Genomic DNA, 17,397 nt, shown 5'->3' with positions numbered 1-17,397 from the left:
GTTGCCAAGTCTCGTAATAGGCGACTTGATTGCTTGCACAATCGACACTACAGTCATGTTGACTTGAGGCGGCTCAACCCCTGCGGCCCGGATGGCCTTCATCCACAGACCTGCTGTTCCTCTGATGGCCAGCTCGAGCAGAGACATATTCAGCTGATGAGACTCCTCATCGAAGCCCTCACCCCAACCGTGCTGCTCACCCCTCACCATGTCGTAGTCATCCACGAAGATACGGTAGTACTGATGGGATAAGGTCGCACTCTGTTTCACCAGTTGTTCTATGTCATCGACTTCGAGTGGTGTACGGACCGTCATGCGAGGACCGTAGGTCTTCAGTTTCGACCCCACGCCCCACTCGATGAACTTGTGTACAATCTGCTCTCTGGGCACCTGTCCGGTGTGTGTCGGATTGAGCACATCAGAGTAGTAGTGCGAGACCACACCTGCAAAACTCACTGCCTCAGACCAGCTCCCCTTAGAGAGAGAGTCGACAAGCTTCTCCCAGTATCTCTTGCACGCACTCGGAGCTCCACCCCATGAGGGAGGATGGAAGCAGTGATTCTGAAAGTCCTTGAACACATCATCTGGGAGCTTCGCTCCTTCTGTCAGCTCGGTGGAGTACCTTACGAAGAGCGCACCCCACTCGTCAGGTAGGAGAGCGACTGCCTTTACAACTATCCACTTGTGTGTCCCTGTAGTGTTCTTCAGTAGCGTCTGATATGCACTTGACTCAACGATGGCCATTCTCGCCGCACACCGCCTGCCAAGGTGGTTCTGCTGTTTATCAGGGTAATTGCGATGAAGGTGTACTGCTGACGCTCATGACGTGAGTGCCGTCTCGTCTCTGCATCGCCACGATTCTGGCACAGTCATGTATGAATGACTGACATCAACAGCGCGTCCCTACGACGCGACTACTCCAGTGACAACTCTACATTCTCGCTCTCTTCCAGTACCTCCATCACATGCCTGAAGAAGCTTGCTTCCAAGTTCATCCTCATCTTGTGTACATTCACGATTCGAATCCGAATCTGATCGCCGTATTCGAATGTCCCGAATCCTCCTCTGAGGATATCATTCAATGCATCGAGATTCCGACCAAAGCCGCTGAAGTCGGGGCACAGCACTCGTTGTACCTCATCATAGAAACCATCGACGGACACCATATTGCTTCCGTCAAGCACGAACTCCTTGACTGCCATGAATCCCACCATACATTTGCCAAGATAAGGTAGTAGTGTGTTTGCTCGACATGGTGTCCATTCAAGGAGAAGCCAACTAAATCCAGAGTCTCCATGAAGTAGGAGCAGCGCACCTGATAGTGAGCCCGGGCAAAGGCACAGTCTATCAGCCCCCGTTCACTTCCTCCAGACCCTCAAAGCTGGAGGAGACCAAGATTTTAACGCGGCCAGCAGCTTCCTCGGGAATCGCTCTGAGCGGAAACCTGTCAAGTTCGGACAGAATGCGTTGGAGCGTCCTACCTGCAGTATAGTTCATTCTGTCACAGACAATCACGCCCATGCAATCACGCGAGGCTTCAATGATCACGTCTCCCATTGTGCCTGAGAACGACTCAATGTATGTGGTGTCTGCATGGCTGGTCCAAGCATCAACAACACCGTTGAGGTATGCTTGATGGGTCTTGGACTGTTCACCGCGACTCGTAAAGAAAACGCTCAGTGATTGCTTTCTATCGCCAATCCACAGAGCATGGATGGCTGCTGGCTTTGGTGTACTTGGCGGTTCGTTCTTTCCGAAGGACAGTCTCTTGAACATGGCCCTGACGACAGACTCGAGTCTAGTACTCTCCGTACCCCTCTTGCTGTCGAGTGACTCAAGCTGCGCTCTTGCCTGCTCCTCAAGCGACTGAAGACCATGGTCTCGAGCGAGGCCCACTGCTTCCTCTAAGTGCGCTCTCGCCCTGTCGTAGGCACCGCTGTACGCGGCAACGAGCCCTTTCATGAGCGACAGACGGCAGAGGTCTCCATGGTACCCGCCCTCCATGGCAATGGCCTTCGCGAGGTCTAGATGACGGAGACAACTGACGAGGTGGTCTTGCCTGTGTGTCTTCTGATACAGGAGGAAGTAGGCCTCCGCAGCTCTGAACTCAACTTCACCGGCAGACTCTGTCATTCCATACTGGGCCATCAGTTCAAGCTGCGTATCGAGATTGGACACCAGTCCTTGCCATTCCTGATTGATCTCGAATTCGAGGGCGTCAAGCTCATGTGAGAAGAGCACACCATGTGGACTGGTCAAGAAGTCGCCTGTGGGAAGATTGTGCCGTATCCAAGTGGTTAGCTCTCGTGACTGGGTCTTGCCTGCAATCTTCTTCAGATTGGTGAGAAGAGCTACTCGTATGTGCGTTGGAATGTCGCTGTGTGCTAGGCCCTCGAGAATCATCTCCTTTGCCTCTTCGTACCGCTCCAGCGCACATAGGCTCTCAGACATGTCAGTCATGATAGAGAGCTTCATGGAAGGCTCGGATTGGACCAACTGGCTCGCATAGGCACGTCTCTGTTTCTCCAGAGCTGTCTCATACATTCCCTGGGTATGCTCCACGATTGCAAGATTCATCAGGAGTGCCACTCTGCTTCTCTCGTCTTCGAGCTGCTCCGCCGCATTGAGCGCTATCTCATAGACCAGAAGCGCCCGACGGGTGTCACCAGTCCGTCTCAAGATGCTCGCATAGGCATTACCAGCGACAACTATCATCTCTCGGTTGTCCACAATCTGGGCAAATGTGAACACTGGCTCGAGAAGGCTCAGACCTGCAGCCAGCATCCCTTGCCTCATTAGTCCTAAGGCGTAGAAGCATTGAATGAAGAGTGAAGCCACCTTCGGGGTGATTGAGGAGGACTGTGCACCCCATCTTTTTGCGCTTGTTCGATAGACGTCCTCCAGTGCGTCCATGACCCCTGCTCGGCTATAGACATCCGCCTTGGCTACGGCATCCTCGAGTTGAATGAGCTCCGGCTCGCTTGACATGTCTAGCGCCTTCGCCCTCTCCGCTGTGCCTTGAGTGGAGAGTCTTGCTTGTAACCGAAGGTTTAGCGGACAGACCCAAGACTTCTCGGTCGCAGGTATGGACAGGACCAGATCAGCACTGCCAGTAACGAACGCCCACTTTGCGTACAGAAACTCAAGGAGCCTGCTGTTGGGGTTTGTCAATCGAAGCCTGTCGAGAGTCTTGAGCCACTGTCTTGGCGTCTGTTCACTCCTGACACCGAGCTTGGCTATTGCATGCCGGTCTTCTGGAGTGGCCAAGTCGAGATAAGGTCGAATCTCCTGCGGCAACTGGGCCGCAACCACTTCGAAATCATCGACCAGCCCCGACAGTGAAGAGTGCTGCTCGTAGCAGTCTTTGTGTGCTCTGTATTCTCCGTGTTCATCTACAACAACCACATTGACGTGGGTCTTCTCGTCGGCAGCGGCATGGATCACTCTGACAGTGAACAGTCGCCCAATGAATGGGTTTCCAGACTCGGTCTTGGTCTGGTAGCTGCTGGGGTCGTCCAGACTGAACTTAACTGTGGTACGGCACAGTCTGCATTTGAACTCGGTCATCTGTCAGTGCAGCTCCCGATGCTGGGGGTCATACTATCCCATCCAAGATGCAGCCGCCCAACCGTGCTATCTCCTGCATCAGAGCTGACACACCTTGGTCATCGATAGCACAGGTCTCAAAGTACTTCAAGAAAGGCCGCCCCTCCCCCACAATGGGCTCGATCAGCTCTCTAGAGACACACCGCTCACAGTCGCTCTTGTTTCCTACCAACACCATCTTGACAGTGTCATCCAAGACTTGGGGACCCGTCCTCAGCAGTTCAATCCACTGATACAGCCGCTCGAAGGACTCGTACCTCTCAAGAGAGAACACCATGATAAGAACGTCTATCAAAGTGACAACCTGTTCTCTCACCAAGTCTAGGGGATGTGTTCCTTCTATCCTCTGGCCTGCTAGGTCGAAGCACTGAACTGTGACGCCATCGTAGCACCAAGTGGCAATCTCCATGAATGGCGTACGTTTGATGCTTCCTTCGCCGGGCCTCTCGCTTCCTTCCTCTGACCTCTCCGTAGCGTGCCCTGCTGACAATTCTTTGATTGCATAGATCAGTGTGGTCTTGCCGACACCCCCATCGCCTACTAGGAGAGTACGAATGATCCGCTTGGCCTTCTTGGCCTGAAGCACGATACTCTGAGCGTCTGACAAGGCAGGTACACCTCGGGCAAGTGATAACTCGCGAGAGTCATTTTAAGGATATTCGGGATGGCATCTGACAACAAAACGGCTCACAAGGGCGGCACAACCCCTCAACGCGTCACCTCCTGTGTTCCTATCGGTTCGACACATGCCGAAGCAAACACATTTCAGTCTTGTATGGTATGGTAGAACATCAAAACTTCCACAGGATGAGTTTACATTGATAACATGCGTATCATGCGGGAAGGCCAACCAGCCCACACGTAAGTTCTGCATTCGCTGTGGAGCTTCGCTCTTGAAGACCGGGGCAGTGTCCGAGGCACCCGCATCGAGTGCCAGTGTCCGCATTACAACCAAGACGGACTCAGTCGAGACACTGAGAACATCTGGAGATGCAGTCTCACCCGAGAAGCTGAGTGTCACGACAGGCGATAAGTGGGTTCGGCCGAGCCAAGTTGCACGTGACCGTCTAAGGATTGGTCAGCGGCACACAGAGAAGACCGAGCTTGAGAAAGCTCGTGAGGCATTTGCTATCGCAGACAAGACCGATCCTGAGCAGCGGATGTTGAGGGCAAGCGAGCTCAGAGATCTTGCGGTATCTGCGCGATCTGCTTCAGTCCCAGAACCACGAGTCGTCACTGAGCCCCAACTGGCCATTTCTGAGCCGGCGAGAACACCTTCAACACCCGTGGGCGTGAGACCAGTCGCGTCCGAACCAGCAAGGACACCTTCAACACCCGTGGGCGTGAAGCCTGTCGTGCCCGAGTCCACAAGAACATCTTTGCAGGCTGTGGCCATTAAGGCATCGGGTCCAGAACACACGACACCGAGCTACAGCGATGGCGGAACAGGCATCTCAGTTAGTCCGCCAGGTCAGAGTGGTCCGACGATGGCAAGACTCGTGGCAGACACACCTCCTGAACCATCCCTGTCATCCCGCAAATCGGAGGGACTGGCAGAAGCACCAGCTATCCACATTATCCCCAAGACAGCCCCCATGGGTGCATCGAGCAGCCGATCTCTGACGGACTATGTTGCCACAGGAACCGAGCAGCCAACACCCCGAACCCCCTCAGTGGGTGTGCCGTACCCTTCAGTGGCCACTGTGTCCAAGTACTCTGACGACAGCAGGATACGAGAGATAGAGTCTGACATAGCGCATTTCACCGACCAGCACAGGCAGCTGGAGGCTGAACTCGAAAGAATACGCTCCAGTCTTGACAAGGAAATGGAGCGATACTCGGCCGCAGCGGAGGCAAAGCGGATACGGGTCGAGAATCTTGAGGAAGACCTGCGCCGAGCAAAGGCTGAGTGGAGCGATGCGGACAAGGACTATCGAAGAATACGAAGCCGAAGGGACAAGGAAGTCGCCGAGGCACTGAAGCGCGTTGATGAACAGATGAAGCGAATCAAGAATGCAGAGATGGCCAAGGAGAAACGCATTCGAGAGATAGAGAGAATGAGACAGAGCTGAGTGAAGAAGCCACTGAGAGGTCAACACTGGCGAGTTTGAGATGTCCTTGCAGGAGAACCTCAGAGCGGAGCCCAGCCCCAGAACTCATCCAGACCTCGTGTACGGCTCTACCATGCCTGTTCTTGACCCAAGTATACGATGCACCGATACCTAGCCGTGCGTACTTCGAGTCCTCGTTTCATACTTGCTTCTGGTGCTCATCTCTCACTGGACTGAGAGTCTGGCAACATCGGGCGGCTCGAGGAAATCCACCCTGCACTCCACCCCCTTGATCATTGCTCCAAGCTGCAGGTGCAGTGTGGCTATGCCACAGTCAAGCCGGGGTGAAACGCCAAAGCTATATCGTAGTTCAGCAGCCGACACTGTAATGGACCTGTCGTCAATGGAGAATCTCCAAGGCTGACGGTTCACTGCTGAAGGCGCCAGTCTAGCGGCTTCGAGGGCGCTCTGTGACCAGTCGTTTTGTGTCGCATCGCCAGCGATGACCAGCTTCTCGAGTGGCTTCCGATTATGCGGTCTGGCCGGACCGCGTCTAAGACTCTCCACGCGTTCCGACTCATTCTCTGCATACCCCACTGGAGTTATGGCCAGGACTTGCTCGTTAGGACCGGCCCCGACTTCTCTTGCGATGCTCTCCTTTCTCAACAACGCTGCAATCCAGCATGTGTTCAATCCCAGAGCAGTGGCCTCCAGGACAACAGCCTCTCCAATGTAGCCCGTCACCTCCTGCACATGCAAGTTGGTCATGTCGCCGAGAAAGGCTACGTAGTGAACTACACCAGACTTGTCAAGCACACCAATGAACCGCCTCACGAACTGCCTGGAAGGAGTTCGCACAAGCACTGCCCTCGCTCCACGAAACGGGCGGAATTCAGCTATCAGGCGGTCCAGTGAATCGAGTATGTCGTCTGGCACTGCCTCGCCCGTGTATCTTCTGACCGAGTGCCTCAGGGATATCGCAGTGTACCATCTGTGTGTAGACAGTGACATACGGACCGGCTAGGACTCCCCTTGTCCTAAAACACTTTCGACACTCACTTGAGAAGTTGCCATGTGACCACAAGACGATGCTTCATGGCGCTTCACTAAGTAGCCTAGGCCGTCGCATATTCTGGCAAGACAGCCCCGGCTCAGATGAGGCTCCATTATGACGAGTGGACCGAGAATGCTCTTCAGCGAACTTCAATGCTCATGACGGTACCACAGTGATATGGCCCGACCCCTTGCCGGTCACGCTGCCAATCACACTGGCCGTCGGAACACCTCTTGTTTGGAGCGACTCAAGCAACCTGTTGAGTCTCTCTGGCGGAACACTGATCAGTAGACCTCCCGAGGTCTGAGCGTCTGCCAAGAGCAGTCGTATCACCCTCGGTATCGATGGGTCAAAGGTCACGCTCTCCTTCACATACTCCATGTTGTTCAGTGTGCCCCCCGGAATGACATCCGCTCCAGCCAACGCGAGTGCCTGTTCAATCATGGGAACCCTGTCTGCCACAATCGTTGCGTCGACCCCGCTTCCCTTGACCATCCCCTTCAGATGACCGAGAAGCCCGAAGCCGGTGATGTCAGTACATGCGTTGGCACCCACCTCAACCATGGCCTCAGCGGCACTCCGATTGAGAGTGGCCATCAGCTGAGTGATTCGCCCCGCCTCGTCCTCAGTCAGGAGACCCCGCTTGAGCGCAGTGGTCATGATTCCAAGTCCGAGCGGCTTTGTCAGTACCAGTGCATCTCCCGGTCTTGCCGTGCTGTTACGGACCAGTCTGTCGGGATGAACAATGCCTGTGACAGCGAGACCGTACTTTGGTTCCGTGTCGTCCACCGTGTGTCCGCCAACGATGCTGATTCCCGCCTCTGCTGCCTTGTCCTGCGCGCCTCGCAGAATCCTCTGAAGAACTGAGAGAGGGAGTCTCGCGGACGGGAAGCCGACGATGCTCAAAGCAAACAGCGGCGTCGCACCCATAGCATAGATGTCACTCAGAGAGTTCGTCGCCGATATTGCTCCGAACCAGTAGGGGTCATCAACAATCGGTGTAAAGAAATCAACCGTCTTCACGAGCGCGATACTGTCCGTCAGTCTGTAGACTGCAGCATCGTCACCGGTCTCAATGCCGACTAGTACCGCCGGGTCCTTCGACAGAGGGAGCCCCGCCAGAACTTCCTCAAGCGCCTGAGGACGCAGCTTGCAGGCGCAGCCGAGACCGTGCGTGTAGTGGGTCAGCTTGTACTCACCTATCTCAGAAATGGTTTCAACACCACCCCGATCCGTCTTGGGCTGCAGTCTCTTGACTGCAAGACTGACTATCTCTGCTGCTCTGTCAATGTCCTCAGGAGTGGTTTCTCTTCCTACTGAGAACCGGACTGTACCCATCGCATACTCCATGGGCACTCGCATGGCCTGCAGCACCGCGGACACATCAACCCGGTCGGCATGACACGCTGCTCCGGCTGAAGCTGCGACCTGCTCTCCAATCTCGGACAGCAGCGTGTTCGCCTCAATGTCTCTGAAGCCGATGCTCAGCGTGTTGGGCAGGCGCTTCTCAGGATGGCCGTTCAGTCGGATTGCGTTCTCACCCAGCGCTTCTTGAAGCCTCTTGTGCAGCCGGTCCCTCATCTCTGTGAAGTGCCGCATGTTCTTCTCAAGGTCTCGTCCCGCCACCTCACAAGCCTTCCCAAGACCGACTATCTGAAGCACATTCTCCGTGCCGGGTCGTCTTCCTCCTTCGTGCCCCGCTCCATGCATCAGCTGCTGAAGCTGAACACCACTCCGCACATACAGGACTCCGACCCCCTTCGGAGCGTACAGTTTGTGACCAGCAACTGTCAACATGTCTACCTGCAACTCATCCACATGGACGGGGATCTTTCCCACAGACTGAGCTGCATCAGTATGAATTAGCGCACCGTGCTCATGCACAATCTGCGCGAGTTCCCTAATCGGCTGGATTGTGCCAACTTCGTTGTTTGCATGCATCACAGTGACCAGAGTTGTCTCGGCGGTAATCATTCGCTTGAGGTCCTCTGGGTTGACAAGCCCATAATCATCGACAGGCAACATGGTCACTCGGAACCCCTGTTCTCTGAGCCAGTTGCAGACCTCGATGACTGCAGGATGCTCGATGGCGGAGGTGATGATGTGGTTTCCCTTGGACCGATAGGCAAGTGCGGCCCCCTTGATTGCGAAGTTGTCGCTCTCTGTGCCACCACTGGTGAAGACAACTTCCATCGGTTGGCATCCGAGCAGTGACGCGACTTGCAATCTTGCTTTCTCAACTGCCCTCTTTGCAAGAGCTCCATAGGGGTGAATGCTGGACGGGTTGCCGAAGTGCTCATAGAGAAACGGCGTCATCGCATCCGCAACTTCTCTCGCGATGGGCGTCGTGGCGTTGTAGTCTAGGTAGATCGGTCTTGATTCAGGCAACTTAACACACTCGAGCGACTTGGACATCGGTGCTCCTGTGTTTCGCTTCTTATCCCTTTTCTCCTGTGAGCACTGCGAGTGTGTGCAGGTCGACCGCGTCAATAGGCATCGACATGGTCACTCTCCTTCGAACAGGACCTCGATGTACTGAGCGTGCGGCACATGGGTCGCGTTGACAAACAGATCTAGCACGGTACTTGTCTGCTGAACAGTATTGCCTACCTGCCGCACTGAGCCCAGAAGCTGGGCAGTCTGATTCCGATTCCTATCATACACGGTGACGGGTGGTATGTCACTGACCGTCAGGTCGATGCCGTCAATTGTCAATCCTGTCATATGACCGGACTGAGAGAGCCGGACCGTGAGACCATCGTCAGTTGAGATCTCGAAGTCGGACTGAGCAGACAGCGTGATTCGGCCCATGGAAGCCGGCTGTTCAACAGATTCTGCTGGAGCTCTCGTGTCATTTGTTACCACTGGTGTCAGCGGTGTATCATTGCAGTCTGAACTAGAAACCATCACTCGCGCGGCAGTCATGGTAACAAGCATGACTGCTAGTATGGTGATCGTTATCCCTCTCTTGTTCATGGTGGTGGCACGCCTCCAAGCGTGTGGTAGGAACAGCACTATTCGAGCGCATGTTAGCATCGTGAACGATTGGACCCCATGTGGGGTTCCGACACTTGAGGAGATTCGGACCTCCCACGACACTACTCTGCGTACTCATGCCATTCTGAGAAGCAAGCAATCCGAGAGGAGATCGTCACACGGTCATCTGTTGATTAGCCATGCACGACCGAACCATTAACCATATGCCCCATTTCTGTACTCGTTTCGTTTTGGTTCATCCGCTTGACTCTTAAGCAGCCAAGACATGCGGCTGCCTGATTCAAATGACACTGCAAGAGATGAAGTGGGACTTGTCACAGCTTGTGGAGATTGACAACCCCGACTTCATATCGGAGCGACTTAAGGCTGCCGTCAAGGCATCAGAGGAATACCGGGAGAAATACCGAGGCAAGATCCGACGACTCACTGCCAAGCAAGTGAGCCAGATGCTTGAGGAAGGAGACCAGATGATGGAGGAGTTCCAGGGCTATTTCCTCTACGCGAACCTGATGTACAACGCGGACATGACACAAGATGTCGCCAAGCGTCTGTTTGACAACTCACGGAACGCTGGCATGCTAGTTCAACAGAACACTGCCTTCGTCGACATTGAGTTAGGACAGCTGATTCGAGAGAAGCCAAAGATTGTCAATGGCCCCGCACTGGGCGAGTACAGGCACAGGCTTGAGAGAATAGCAAGAAGAATCCCCCATATGCTAACCGAGGAGGCAGAGCAGCTCATCATAATGAAGGACAAGAACGGCATAAACGCGTGGTCGCAGCTCCAGAGCGATTGGCTTGCAACTAGGACTTTCGAGATTGAGGTTGACGGCCAGAAGAAGACTCTGCCATATGGAGAGATCATCGGTCTATACCAGAGTCCTGACAGGGAGGTGAGGAGGAGAGCAAACCAGACCGTCTATGAAACCTTGGGAAAGGATGAAATCGTGTGGTCGTCCGCACTCCGGGCAGTCTGTTCGGACCACATGGAGGTGTGTAGGCTGAGGAAGTGGCCGAGTCCGTTGACGCAGAGTCTGATTGACAACGATGTCGATGAGGAGACAATCAGCGCGCTCATGGCCACGATTGAGAAGAACGTTGGGACCTACAGGGACTACCTGAAGCTGAAGGCGAAGGCCATGGGCCTCCCAAAGCTTGGCAACTGGGACATAATAGCACCGCTTCCCAATGCGCCCGAGAAGAAATATCAATGGGAGGAGTCCAGACGCCTCATTGTCGAGGCCTACACCGACTTCGACGAGGAGGCCGGCAAGTGGATTGAGGAGATGTATTCCCGACGCCACCTTGACGGCGAAGTCCGAAAAGGAAAGACCTCAGGAGCATTCTGTGCGACCTGGCTGAAAGGCAAGAGCGCCTACATTCTCCAGAGCTTCAACGGTAACATGGGGGACGTCTACACATCCGCGCACGAGCTCGGCCATGCCCTCCACGCGTACCTTGGCACCCGTGCGCAGAAGCCCTCAAACTATGAGATTGGCGCATGCATCGCAGAGACCGGCTCGATATTCGGGGAACTCCTGCTGACCGAGAAGATGCTGGCCAAAGCCAAGTCCAAGGAGGAACGACGTGCAATACTGGCAACGGTCTGCGACGAGTTCGGCGAAGCTGCATTTCAGGTCTCAACCAGATACTGGTTTGAAACGCTCCTCTACGAGGCTCTTGAGAAGGGGACGTACCTCGATGGAGAGAAGGTTTCAGAACTCTGGATGAAGGCAAGAGACAAGATGTACGGTGATGCTGTCGAGTGGCTTCCACAGATGAAGTGGTGGTGGACAATGAAGTTGCACTTCTACATACCCAACTTCCGCTACTACAACTACCCATACGTCTATGCTCAGCTGTTTGTCTACGCCATGTACCGGCTCTACAAGGAACAAGGCAAGTCATTCGTGCCCAAGCTCAAGAAGATACTGTCCGCTGGGTCGAGCAGGTCGCCCAGAGACCTAGCGGCCGAGATTGGGTTTGACATAACGAGCGAGGCGTTCTGGCAGAAGGGCATCGACCAGTTCAAGGAGTTCGTGAAGCTGTTCGAGGCAGCACTGTAAGGACGCCTCTGGAGTGTGAAATCAACAGATCTCAGAGGACCTTGGCGGGGTGACCGGCCACTCCGCCATGAGCCCTCATCCACTACCTGGACAATAGTCTTTTGCATTACAACCTTGTGGTCGCAACCGATGGAGGAAGACCCGCTACAAGACATCGGCTTACAGCTGCGCACAATGGGTGCCGCGGAATTCGAACAGGGCTGTACATGACCTAGATGACCTGTAGTTTTATGCTTCACTTCACCTGCTGCTCCCGAACGCCCAAAAGGGATAAATGGCCGCCCTTGAATCGGTTTTACATTCTGTTTTCGCAAGAAAGCGAGGAGAGAAGACAATGGAACGACCATGGCACAAGCTGTACGGAAGCATCCCCGCAGAAATCAAGATACCGCCCGGGCCTCTTTGGGCCTACCTTGACAAGGCAGTTGAGGAGTTCCCTGATGGGAGAGCACTGCATTTCGAGGGAGTAGAAGTCACATATAGCAGGCTGGGTGAGCTCGTCAATCGGGCTGCCAATGGCTTTGCGAAGATGGGTGTCAAGAAGGGAGACACGGTTGCCCTAATGCTACCGAACGTCCCGCAGTTCGTGATTGCTTACTATGGTGCTCTGAAATGTGGCGCAACCATAGCTCCAATCAACCCATTGAGCATGCCCAAGGAACTGAGAACCTACCTCCAAGACACCAAGGCAAAGGTCATTGTAGTCTTGAACTTCTTCTACAAGATAGTCGAAGCCGTGCGGCAGGAGAGCAATCTTGAGCATGTGATTGTGACCGCGGCGTGGGACATGATGAGCAAGATAAAGCAGGTGCTTGCTCCCAAGACGAGGTTCAAGCATGAGATGAAGGAGGTCCCACCCCTAAGAGAGGGCGACGTCATGTGGAACGACTGGATAGCGGACACAGAACCAGTTCCTCCGACAGTCAGCATCAATCCTGCGACAGACATTGCTGTCTACCAGTTCACTGGAGGGACTACAGGCATACCGAAGGCCGCCATGCTCACACACGACAACCTCAAGGCGAACTGCGAACAATGCGGTGCATGGATGTCAAGTCTCTCAGAGAGAGGAAAGGAGCTCTTCGTGGCTGCACTGCCGCTCCAGCACATCTTTGGACAGACTGTGTCGATGAACCTTGCACTATCATGGGGTTGTGGAATACTCCTTGTCCCGAACGCTCGCGACATACCGCATCTTCTCAAGAGCATCACCAAGATGCGGCCAACATACTTCCCGACTGTCGCGACAATGGCGATTGCCCTCTACAGCCACCCGGACATCAAGAAGTACGACCTGACATCACTGAAGCTGTCTATCGCGGGAGCAATGGCTCTGCCGGCTGAAGTGACAAGAAGGTTCGAGGAGACAACCAACTCGACAATCATCGAGGGATACGGACTGTCTGAAGCGTCACCTGTCACGCACGCAAACCCGCTCGACAAGAAACTCCGGAAGATAGGCGCGATTGGTCTTCCAGTTCCTAGCACGGACTGCAAGATTGTCGATCTTGACGACCGGTCCAAGACCCTGCCCTTTGGCGAGATTGGAGAACTTGCAGTGAAGGGTCCTCAGGTCATGAAGGGATACCACAACCGTCCTGACGAGACTGCTGACGTTCTGAGTCCTGACGGATGGCTCTTCACAGGTGACATTGCCAAGATGGATCCCGAGGGCTGGACGTACATTGTTGACCGCAAGAAGGACCTGATAAACGCAAGCGGTTACAAGGTGTGGCCCCGAGACGTCGAGGAAGTCCTGTTCGAGCATCCGAAAGTCAAGGAGGCGGCAGTGATTGGCGTGCCGGATGAAAAGCGAGGCGAAACCGTGAAAGCCTTCGTGGTCCTGCACCCGGGACAAACAGCCACAGCTGACGAGATTCGGCAGTTCTGCAAGGAACGGATGGCAGTGTATAAGGTACCCACCCATGTTGAATTTGTCGAGACACTGCCAAAGTCGATGGTTGGTAAGGTGCTCAGGCGAGAACTCAGAGAGGCTGAGAAGAAGTAGACATAGACGAGTCAGAGTCGTCAGGCTCTGACTCATTGGTTTTTTCCTTTCTTTTCGACATGCTGCATTCAACAGGCAGATCAGTCGAGCGGATGCAGGGCATCCGTTTCGAGGTTCCTGATGAGACAGTGTATCTCAGGACGCCCCAGCATCTTTCTCCTTGTCTCCGACATATTGTTTATGACGCACGCCACACCAACGACGGATGCGCCCAACTTTTCAACAACCTTGGCAACTGCAAGGACTGAGGTGCCCTGAACGAGCCAATCGTCAACTATCGCCACTCTATCGCCGGGATCAATCGAGTCGGAGACCAGCGCAAGTCGTCGGTCAGCAAACCTGCTGGCGGGCAGGAACTCCACCGGACGACTGTAGTCATCGGGCAGATATGCTATTGAACGAGCAGGGACAATCCCGCATCCCAGGAAGTAGGCAATGGCACTCCCCAAGGCAAGGCCCCGCTGCTCGATTCCAATCACCTTGTTCGGCTTGAGCTCAACGAGGGGTCGGGCAAGTGTGACAACAGCCTCATGGAAGACGGTTGGGTGTTCGAGGAGTCTGCTGATATCGCAGACGGCCATGCCGGGCTGTGGCCAGTTTCGAATCACCTCGACATACTCGCGAAAGTCAACTTCAGTCACGGTCCTAACCTCAGCTTGTGAGCCGTTCATGTAGGTCATAATCCTTTCTATTCGCCTCACAGTGACCAACAGAAACGTTGTGTGACGATATGAACGATGAGCCACCAACAGGACCTGAGAAGCTGATTTGACAAGTCAACGAGTCTCTGCGGCAGTGATGCAGCAAACCGATTGTGTTAGATTCTCGGCGACTACTAGACCACTGCAGAGCAGCATGAGCTACGAAACTGTTAAGAACTCCAGCGACGACTGAGCAAGAGGAATTTCTCCGGAGAAGTGCAACCAATTGATAGTCCCCGGAACAACAGTTGGTATCACTCTGCTGCCAGGGTATGTGGAGGTCCGTGACAAGGGCAGAGTGGAGAAGAAGATCAAGATCAAGAATCGCTCCTTCGAAGAAGTACTCGGGGACCTTGAGGTCTACTTCAAGACAAAGGGCAAGATGCTTGCACCCAGCATAATCAGAGACTCGCTGATTCGAATTGGTGTCCCCCAAGTGAGGGTCATACTCGTAGGCTCACAGGTGCAAGAGACTGAGGAGACGTCGACGGCTAGTGCGGTTGTCGAGGAGCCGTCCGGACAGGACGCAAGAACACCAACGCCGGCCGTCCAAGAGGTGTCAGTCAGAGCTGCCGAGCGATTGACAACAGTGCCACAGGAGTCGACTGCATCAATGGCTCAACCTGTGACATCTGCTGCACCTCACACGCTGACAGAACCCGAACCAGAGGTGCGCGCCAAGAAGAGACAGTCGATAATTGAACTCGAACCCATCAAGGTGGAGGCGCCGTCGCTCACGGGAACAGACCTTGTCGACATTGAACAGGCACTCTCTGCTGTTGAGAAGCTCAGTGACTCGTTTCTTGCCGCGGGACCGCAAGACAGCTTGACAAGTCCTGAGCAACCACATAAGCGGTCAGCCCTGAGGATTGACGGACAGGAAGAGATAGTCGCCTCCGCAAAGAGCCATGCAGCGGCACCCGAAGTCATTCCAGAACAGGCACAAGGCACCACTTCGGTGTCATCTGCCGCACCAAGAACAGTCACGGTGTCTGAAGGCGAAACAGGCCCGACCGGAGTGCCTACGACATCAAGGAAGACACCCGAACACGTTGTGAAACCGCTTGTCAAAGCAAAGGCCCTCATTCTGGGAGAGGACACGGTGGGCAAGCACACCCTCATGCAAAAGGCCGGTCTTGTGAAACTGGCCTCGGAGGAGGACAATCGCCCCTATGTGTACCAGCATGTGTTTGAGCTTGATGACTATCGGGTTCAACTGAACGTCTGGTGCTTTGATGATGCAGCGAAATCAGGCATCACCAGAAAGGAGTTCTACTCGGACGCTCAGGTCGTCATGATAGTGTACTCCGCATCGGACAGGTGGAGTTTCGAGAGCGTTGACTTCTGGCTGAAGGAGGTCTCCCTTGTGCTCAAGGGACTACCTCCGGTTGTGATAACCGCGAACAAGAAGGATCTCAGGCGTGATGAAATCGAGGATGGAGGTCCGCAGCCCGTGTCCAGCGACGAGGGATTCAAGTATGCTGAGTACCTGGCAACCAAGCTCGGCTCTCAAGGCAAGCTCCACCCAGTGGCCTTCATCGAGACCAGCTGCCTCACATCTGAAGGCGTCGTGACTGCATTCCGGACTGCCGCGGAACTACATGTCCAATACACACTGGAAAAGCAGTGAGCAATGGTTTCGGGACTCGTCACCCCAGAAGCAACACTGTCTGTCCAACGAACGTCACATGTGCGCGCCGAGCCGCAAGTGTCTACATGTTGACGAAGGCGCATCAGTTGGACATATATGGATGTTATGCGACATCACATTGGAACGCGATTGTGAAAGAGCTGCGCTGCCGCAACCAGTATAGGGAAGGTGCTGCGTATCGTCGAACTCTGTGAGAGCTGTGGAAAGGAAATCGAGCCAGAAGGGCCCATTAAGACACTGGAGGACAGTTTCGTCAGTGAGCAGAGACGAAGTATCGGAATCTGCATGGAGTGTTTCACGAAACGCTTCAAGGTGGTCACAAGGAAACAGAGCGGCTACGGCGGTACGGTCTACGACCTTGAGGAGAAGGCACCCCCCAGATTCGGGCTCGGCAGTCAGAAGTTCTCATGCCTGAAGTGCGCATGGATAGCGTGGACTGAACTGGGTCTGACCGTCCACATGAAGAAGAGGCACAGTAGTGGAAAGCCTACTGGGTGACAGGAATAGTATCCTTGTCTCGAACTATTTCGTGACCGACGACCTTCAAGTACTTGACCTTCTTGGCAGCGCTTTCCAACATGCCCATCCGATATACTGCATTCCTAGGTCCGTGTCCGTGAAGCCAGTCAAGTCTCACCAAGTCGAGTCTGTCGTGATGTGAGAAGTACGCGCGCAGGTCCTGTGCAATTGCGGCCTGCCTATCATACATCGCTTCGGCAAGACCGGCACTTGGAGCGGCGAAGCTGAGAACGACCCACACAACGATCAGAGGGTCATTACCGAAGTACTCGAAGAAGTAGACGAACCCGGTCATCATGGGCTGAAGAAGACCAAGAAGGACGAGCACCAACGAGACATGTTGAGCACCTGCGTCACTCCCCAAGCCACTGACACCGATGACATCTTGGTCAGGGGGTATCAGATAGACCAACACGCTTCCTGATGCAGTGCCTACGACTACGGCCGATACGACTATGAACAGCACATAGTCAATCGCTCTCTGCGACCACACTGCTGGAAAACCCAGCCACGACTGCACGATGAGCAGGAGTGCAATCATAGTAGCTCCCACCATGAAACCCTTCCACGAGAAGAACTCGTAGTGCATGGACAGAGCGCTCTCGGCCATATTGCAGCTTCTCACTAAACTATTCTATATGCAGAGAGGCCCGCGCATAGATAAAGTCTTCGACCACTGTAGAACCGTTCCAACACTTGCAGCAGTACGTGAACCGTGATGCTTATGTGCGTCCGTCGGACTTC

14 protein-coding genes are annotated in these 17,397 nt (G+C 54.3%); 5 read left to right on the top strand and 9 right to left on the bottom strand.

Annotated elements, in window-relative coordinates; genetic code table 11:
• From HXY34_06320 to HXY34_06305, 4 genes are all read right to left on the bottom strand, one after another.
• Nucleotides 1-744, bottom strand: a 744-nt coding sequence (locus HXY34_06320) for a hypothetical protein (protein ID NWF95739.1), incomplete at its 3' end; no start/stop codon positions are given.
• 170 nt (nucleotides 745-914) lie between these two features.
• On the bottom strand, nucleotides 915-1,202 hold the full coding sequence (locus HXY34_06315; GenBank protein NWF95738.1) for a barstar family protein: 288 nt from the start codon (nucleotides 1,200-1,202) through the stop codon (nucleotides 915-917).
• Between the two features lie 145 nt (nucleotides 1,203-1,347).
• A complete protein-coding gene (locus HXY34_06310; protein NWF95737.1) occupies nucleotides 1,348-3,567 on the bottom strand; it encodes a tetratricopeptide repeat protein in 2,220 nt (739 codons plus the stop codon).
• A gap of 28 nt (nucleotides 3,568-3,595) precedes the next feature.
• Nucleotides 3,596-4,213: a hypothetical protein gene (locus tag HXY34_06305; protein ID NWF95736.1), complete on the bottom strand. Its 618-nt coding sequence runs from the start codon at nucleotides 4,211-4,213 to the stop codon at nucleotides 3,596-3,598.
• Between the two features lie 211 nt (nucleotides 4,214-4,424).
• Between HXY34_06305 and HXY34_06300 the strand changes: the two genes are divergently transcribed.
• Nucleotides 4,425-5,678: a zinc-ribbon domain-containing protein gene (locus HXY34_06300; GenBank protein ID NWF95735.1), complete on the top strand. Its 1,254-nt coding sequence runs from the start codon at nucleotides 4,425-4,427 to the stop codon at nucleotides 5,676-5,678.
• Nucleotides 5,679-5,882: 204 nt separating this feature from the next.
• On the opposite strand, the gene HXY34_06295 is transcribed toward HXY34_06300, so the two are convergent.
• From HXY34_06295 to HXY34_06285, 3 genes are all read right to left on the bottom strand, one after another.
• Complete coding sequence (locus tag HXY34_06295) at nucleotides 5,883-6,668, bottom strand: nitroreductase family protein (protein NWF95734.1); 786 nt, start codon at nucleotides 6,666-6,668, stop codon at nucleotides 5,883-5,885.
• A gap of 199 nt (nucleotides 6,669-6,867) precedes the next feature.
• Complete coding sequence (selD, locus tag HXY34_06290; protein ID NWF95733.1) at nucleotides 6,868-9,126, bottom strand: selenide, water dikinase SelD; 2,259 nt, start codon at nucleotides 9,124-9,126, stop codon at nucleotides 6,868-6,870.
• A gap of 90 nt (nucleotides 9,127-9,216) precedes the next feature.
• Nucleotides 9,217-9,687, bottom strand: coding sequence for a hypothetical protein (locus tag HXY34_06285; protein ID NWF95732.1), 471 nt, complete (start codon nucleotides 9,685-9,687; stop codon nucleotides 9,217-9,219).
• A gap of 305 nt (nucleotides 9,688-9,992) precedes the next feature.
• Here HXY34_06285 and HXY34_06280 point away from each other — a divergent pair, with 305 nt between their 5' ends.
• Nucleotides 9,993-11,774 carry a M3 family oligoendopeptidase gene (locus HXY34_06280; GenBank protein NWF95731.1) on the top strand — a complete coding sequence of 594 codons (1,782 nt, stop codon included), beginning with the start codon at nucleotides 9,993-9,995 and terminating at the stop codon, nucleotides 11,772-11,774.
• 334 nt (nucleotides 11,775-12,108) lie between these two features.
• Nucleotides 12,109-13,782, top strand: coding sequence for a long-chain fatty acid--CoA ligase (locus tag HXY34_06275; GenBank protein ID NWF95730.1), 1,674 nt, complete (start codon nucleotides 12,109-12,111; stop codon nucleotides 13,780-13,782).
• An 80-nt stretch (nucleotides 13,783-13,862) separates the two neighbouring features.
• Here HXY34_06275 and HXY34_06270 read toward each other — a convergent pair whose 3' ends face one another.
• Nucleotides 13,863-14,423 (bottom strand): hypothetical protein, encoded by a 561-nt coding sequence (locus HXY34_06270; GenBank protein NWF95729.1) that lies wholly within the window; start codon nucleotides 14,421-14,423, stop codon nucleotides 13,863-13,865.
• A gap of 286 nt (nucleotides 14,424-14,709) precedes the next feature.
• On the opposite strand from HXY34_06270, the gene HXY34_06265 reads away from it, so the two are divergent.
• Both HXY34_06265 and HXY34_06260 read left to right on the top strand, forming a co-directional pair.
• Nucleotides 14,710-16,113, top strand: coding sequence for a hypothetical protein (locus tag HXY34_06265; protein NWF95728.1), 1,404 nt, complete (start codon nucleotides 14,710-14,712; stop codon nucleotides 16,111-16,113).
• 189 nt (nucleotides 16,114-16,302) lie between these two features.
• Entirely contained in the window at nucleotides 16,303-16,632 is a 330-nt protein-coding gene (locus HXY34_06260) for a hypothetical protein (protein NWF95727.1), read from the top strand.
• Here HXY34_06260 and HXY34_06255 read toward each other — a convergent pair.
• On the bottom strand, nucleotides 16,622-17,263 hold the full coding sequence (locus HXY34_06255) for a hypothetical protein (GenBank protein NWF95726.1): 642 nt from the start codon (nucleotides 17,261-17,263) through the stop codon (nucleotides 16,622-16,624). The two genes, HXY34_06260 and HXY34_06255, sit on opposite strands and share 11 nt — an antisense overlap.
• Nucleotides 17,264-17,397 lie beyond the last annotated feature (134 nt).

Source organism: Candidatus Thorarchaeota archaeon, assembly GCA_013388835.1.
Taxonomy (GTDB): Archaea; Asgardarchaeota; Thorarchaeia; order Thorarchaeales; family Thorarchaeaceae; genus JACAEL01.
The sequence above is the reverse complement of the archived record's forward strand: the minus strand, read 5'-3'. Positions and strand labels throughout refer to the sequence as shown.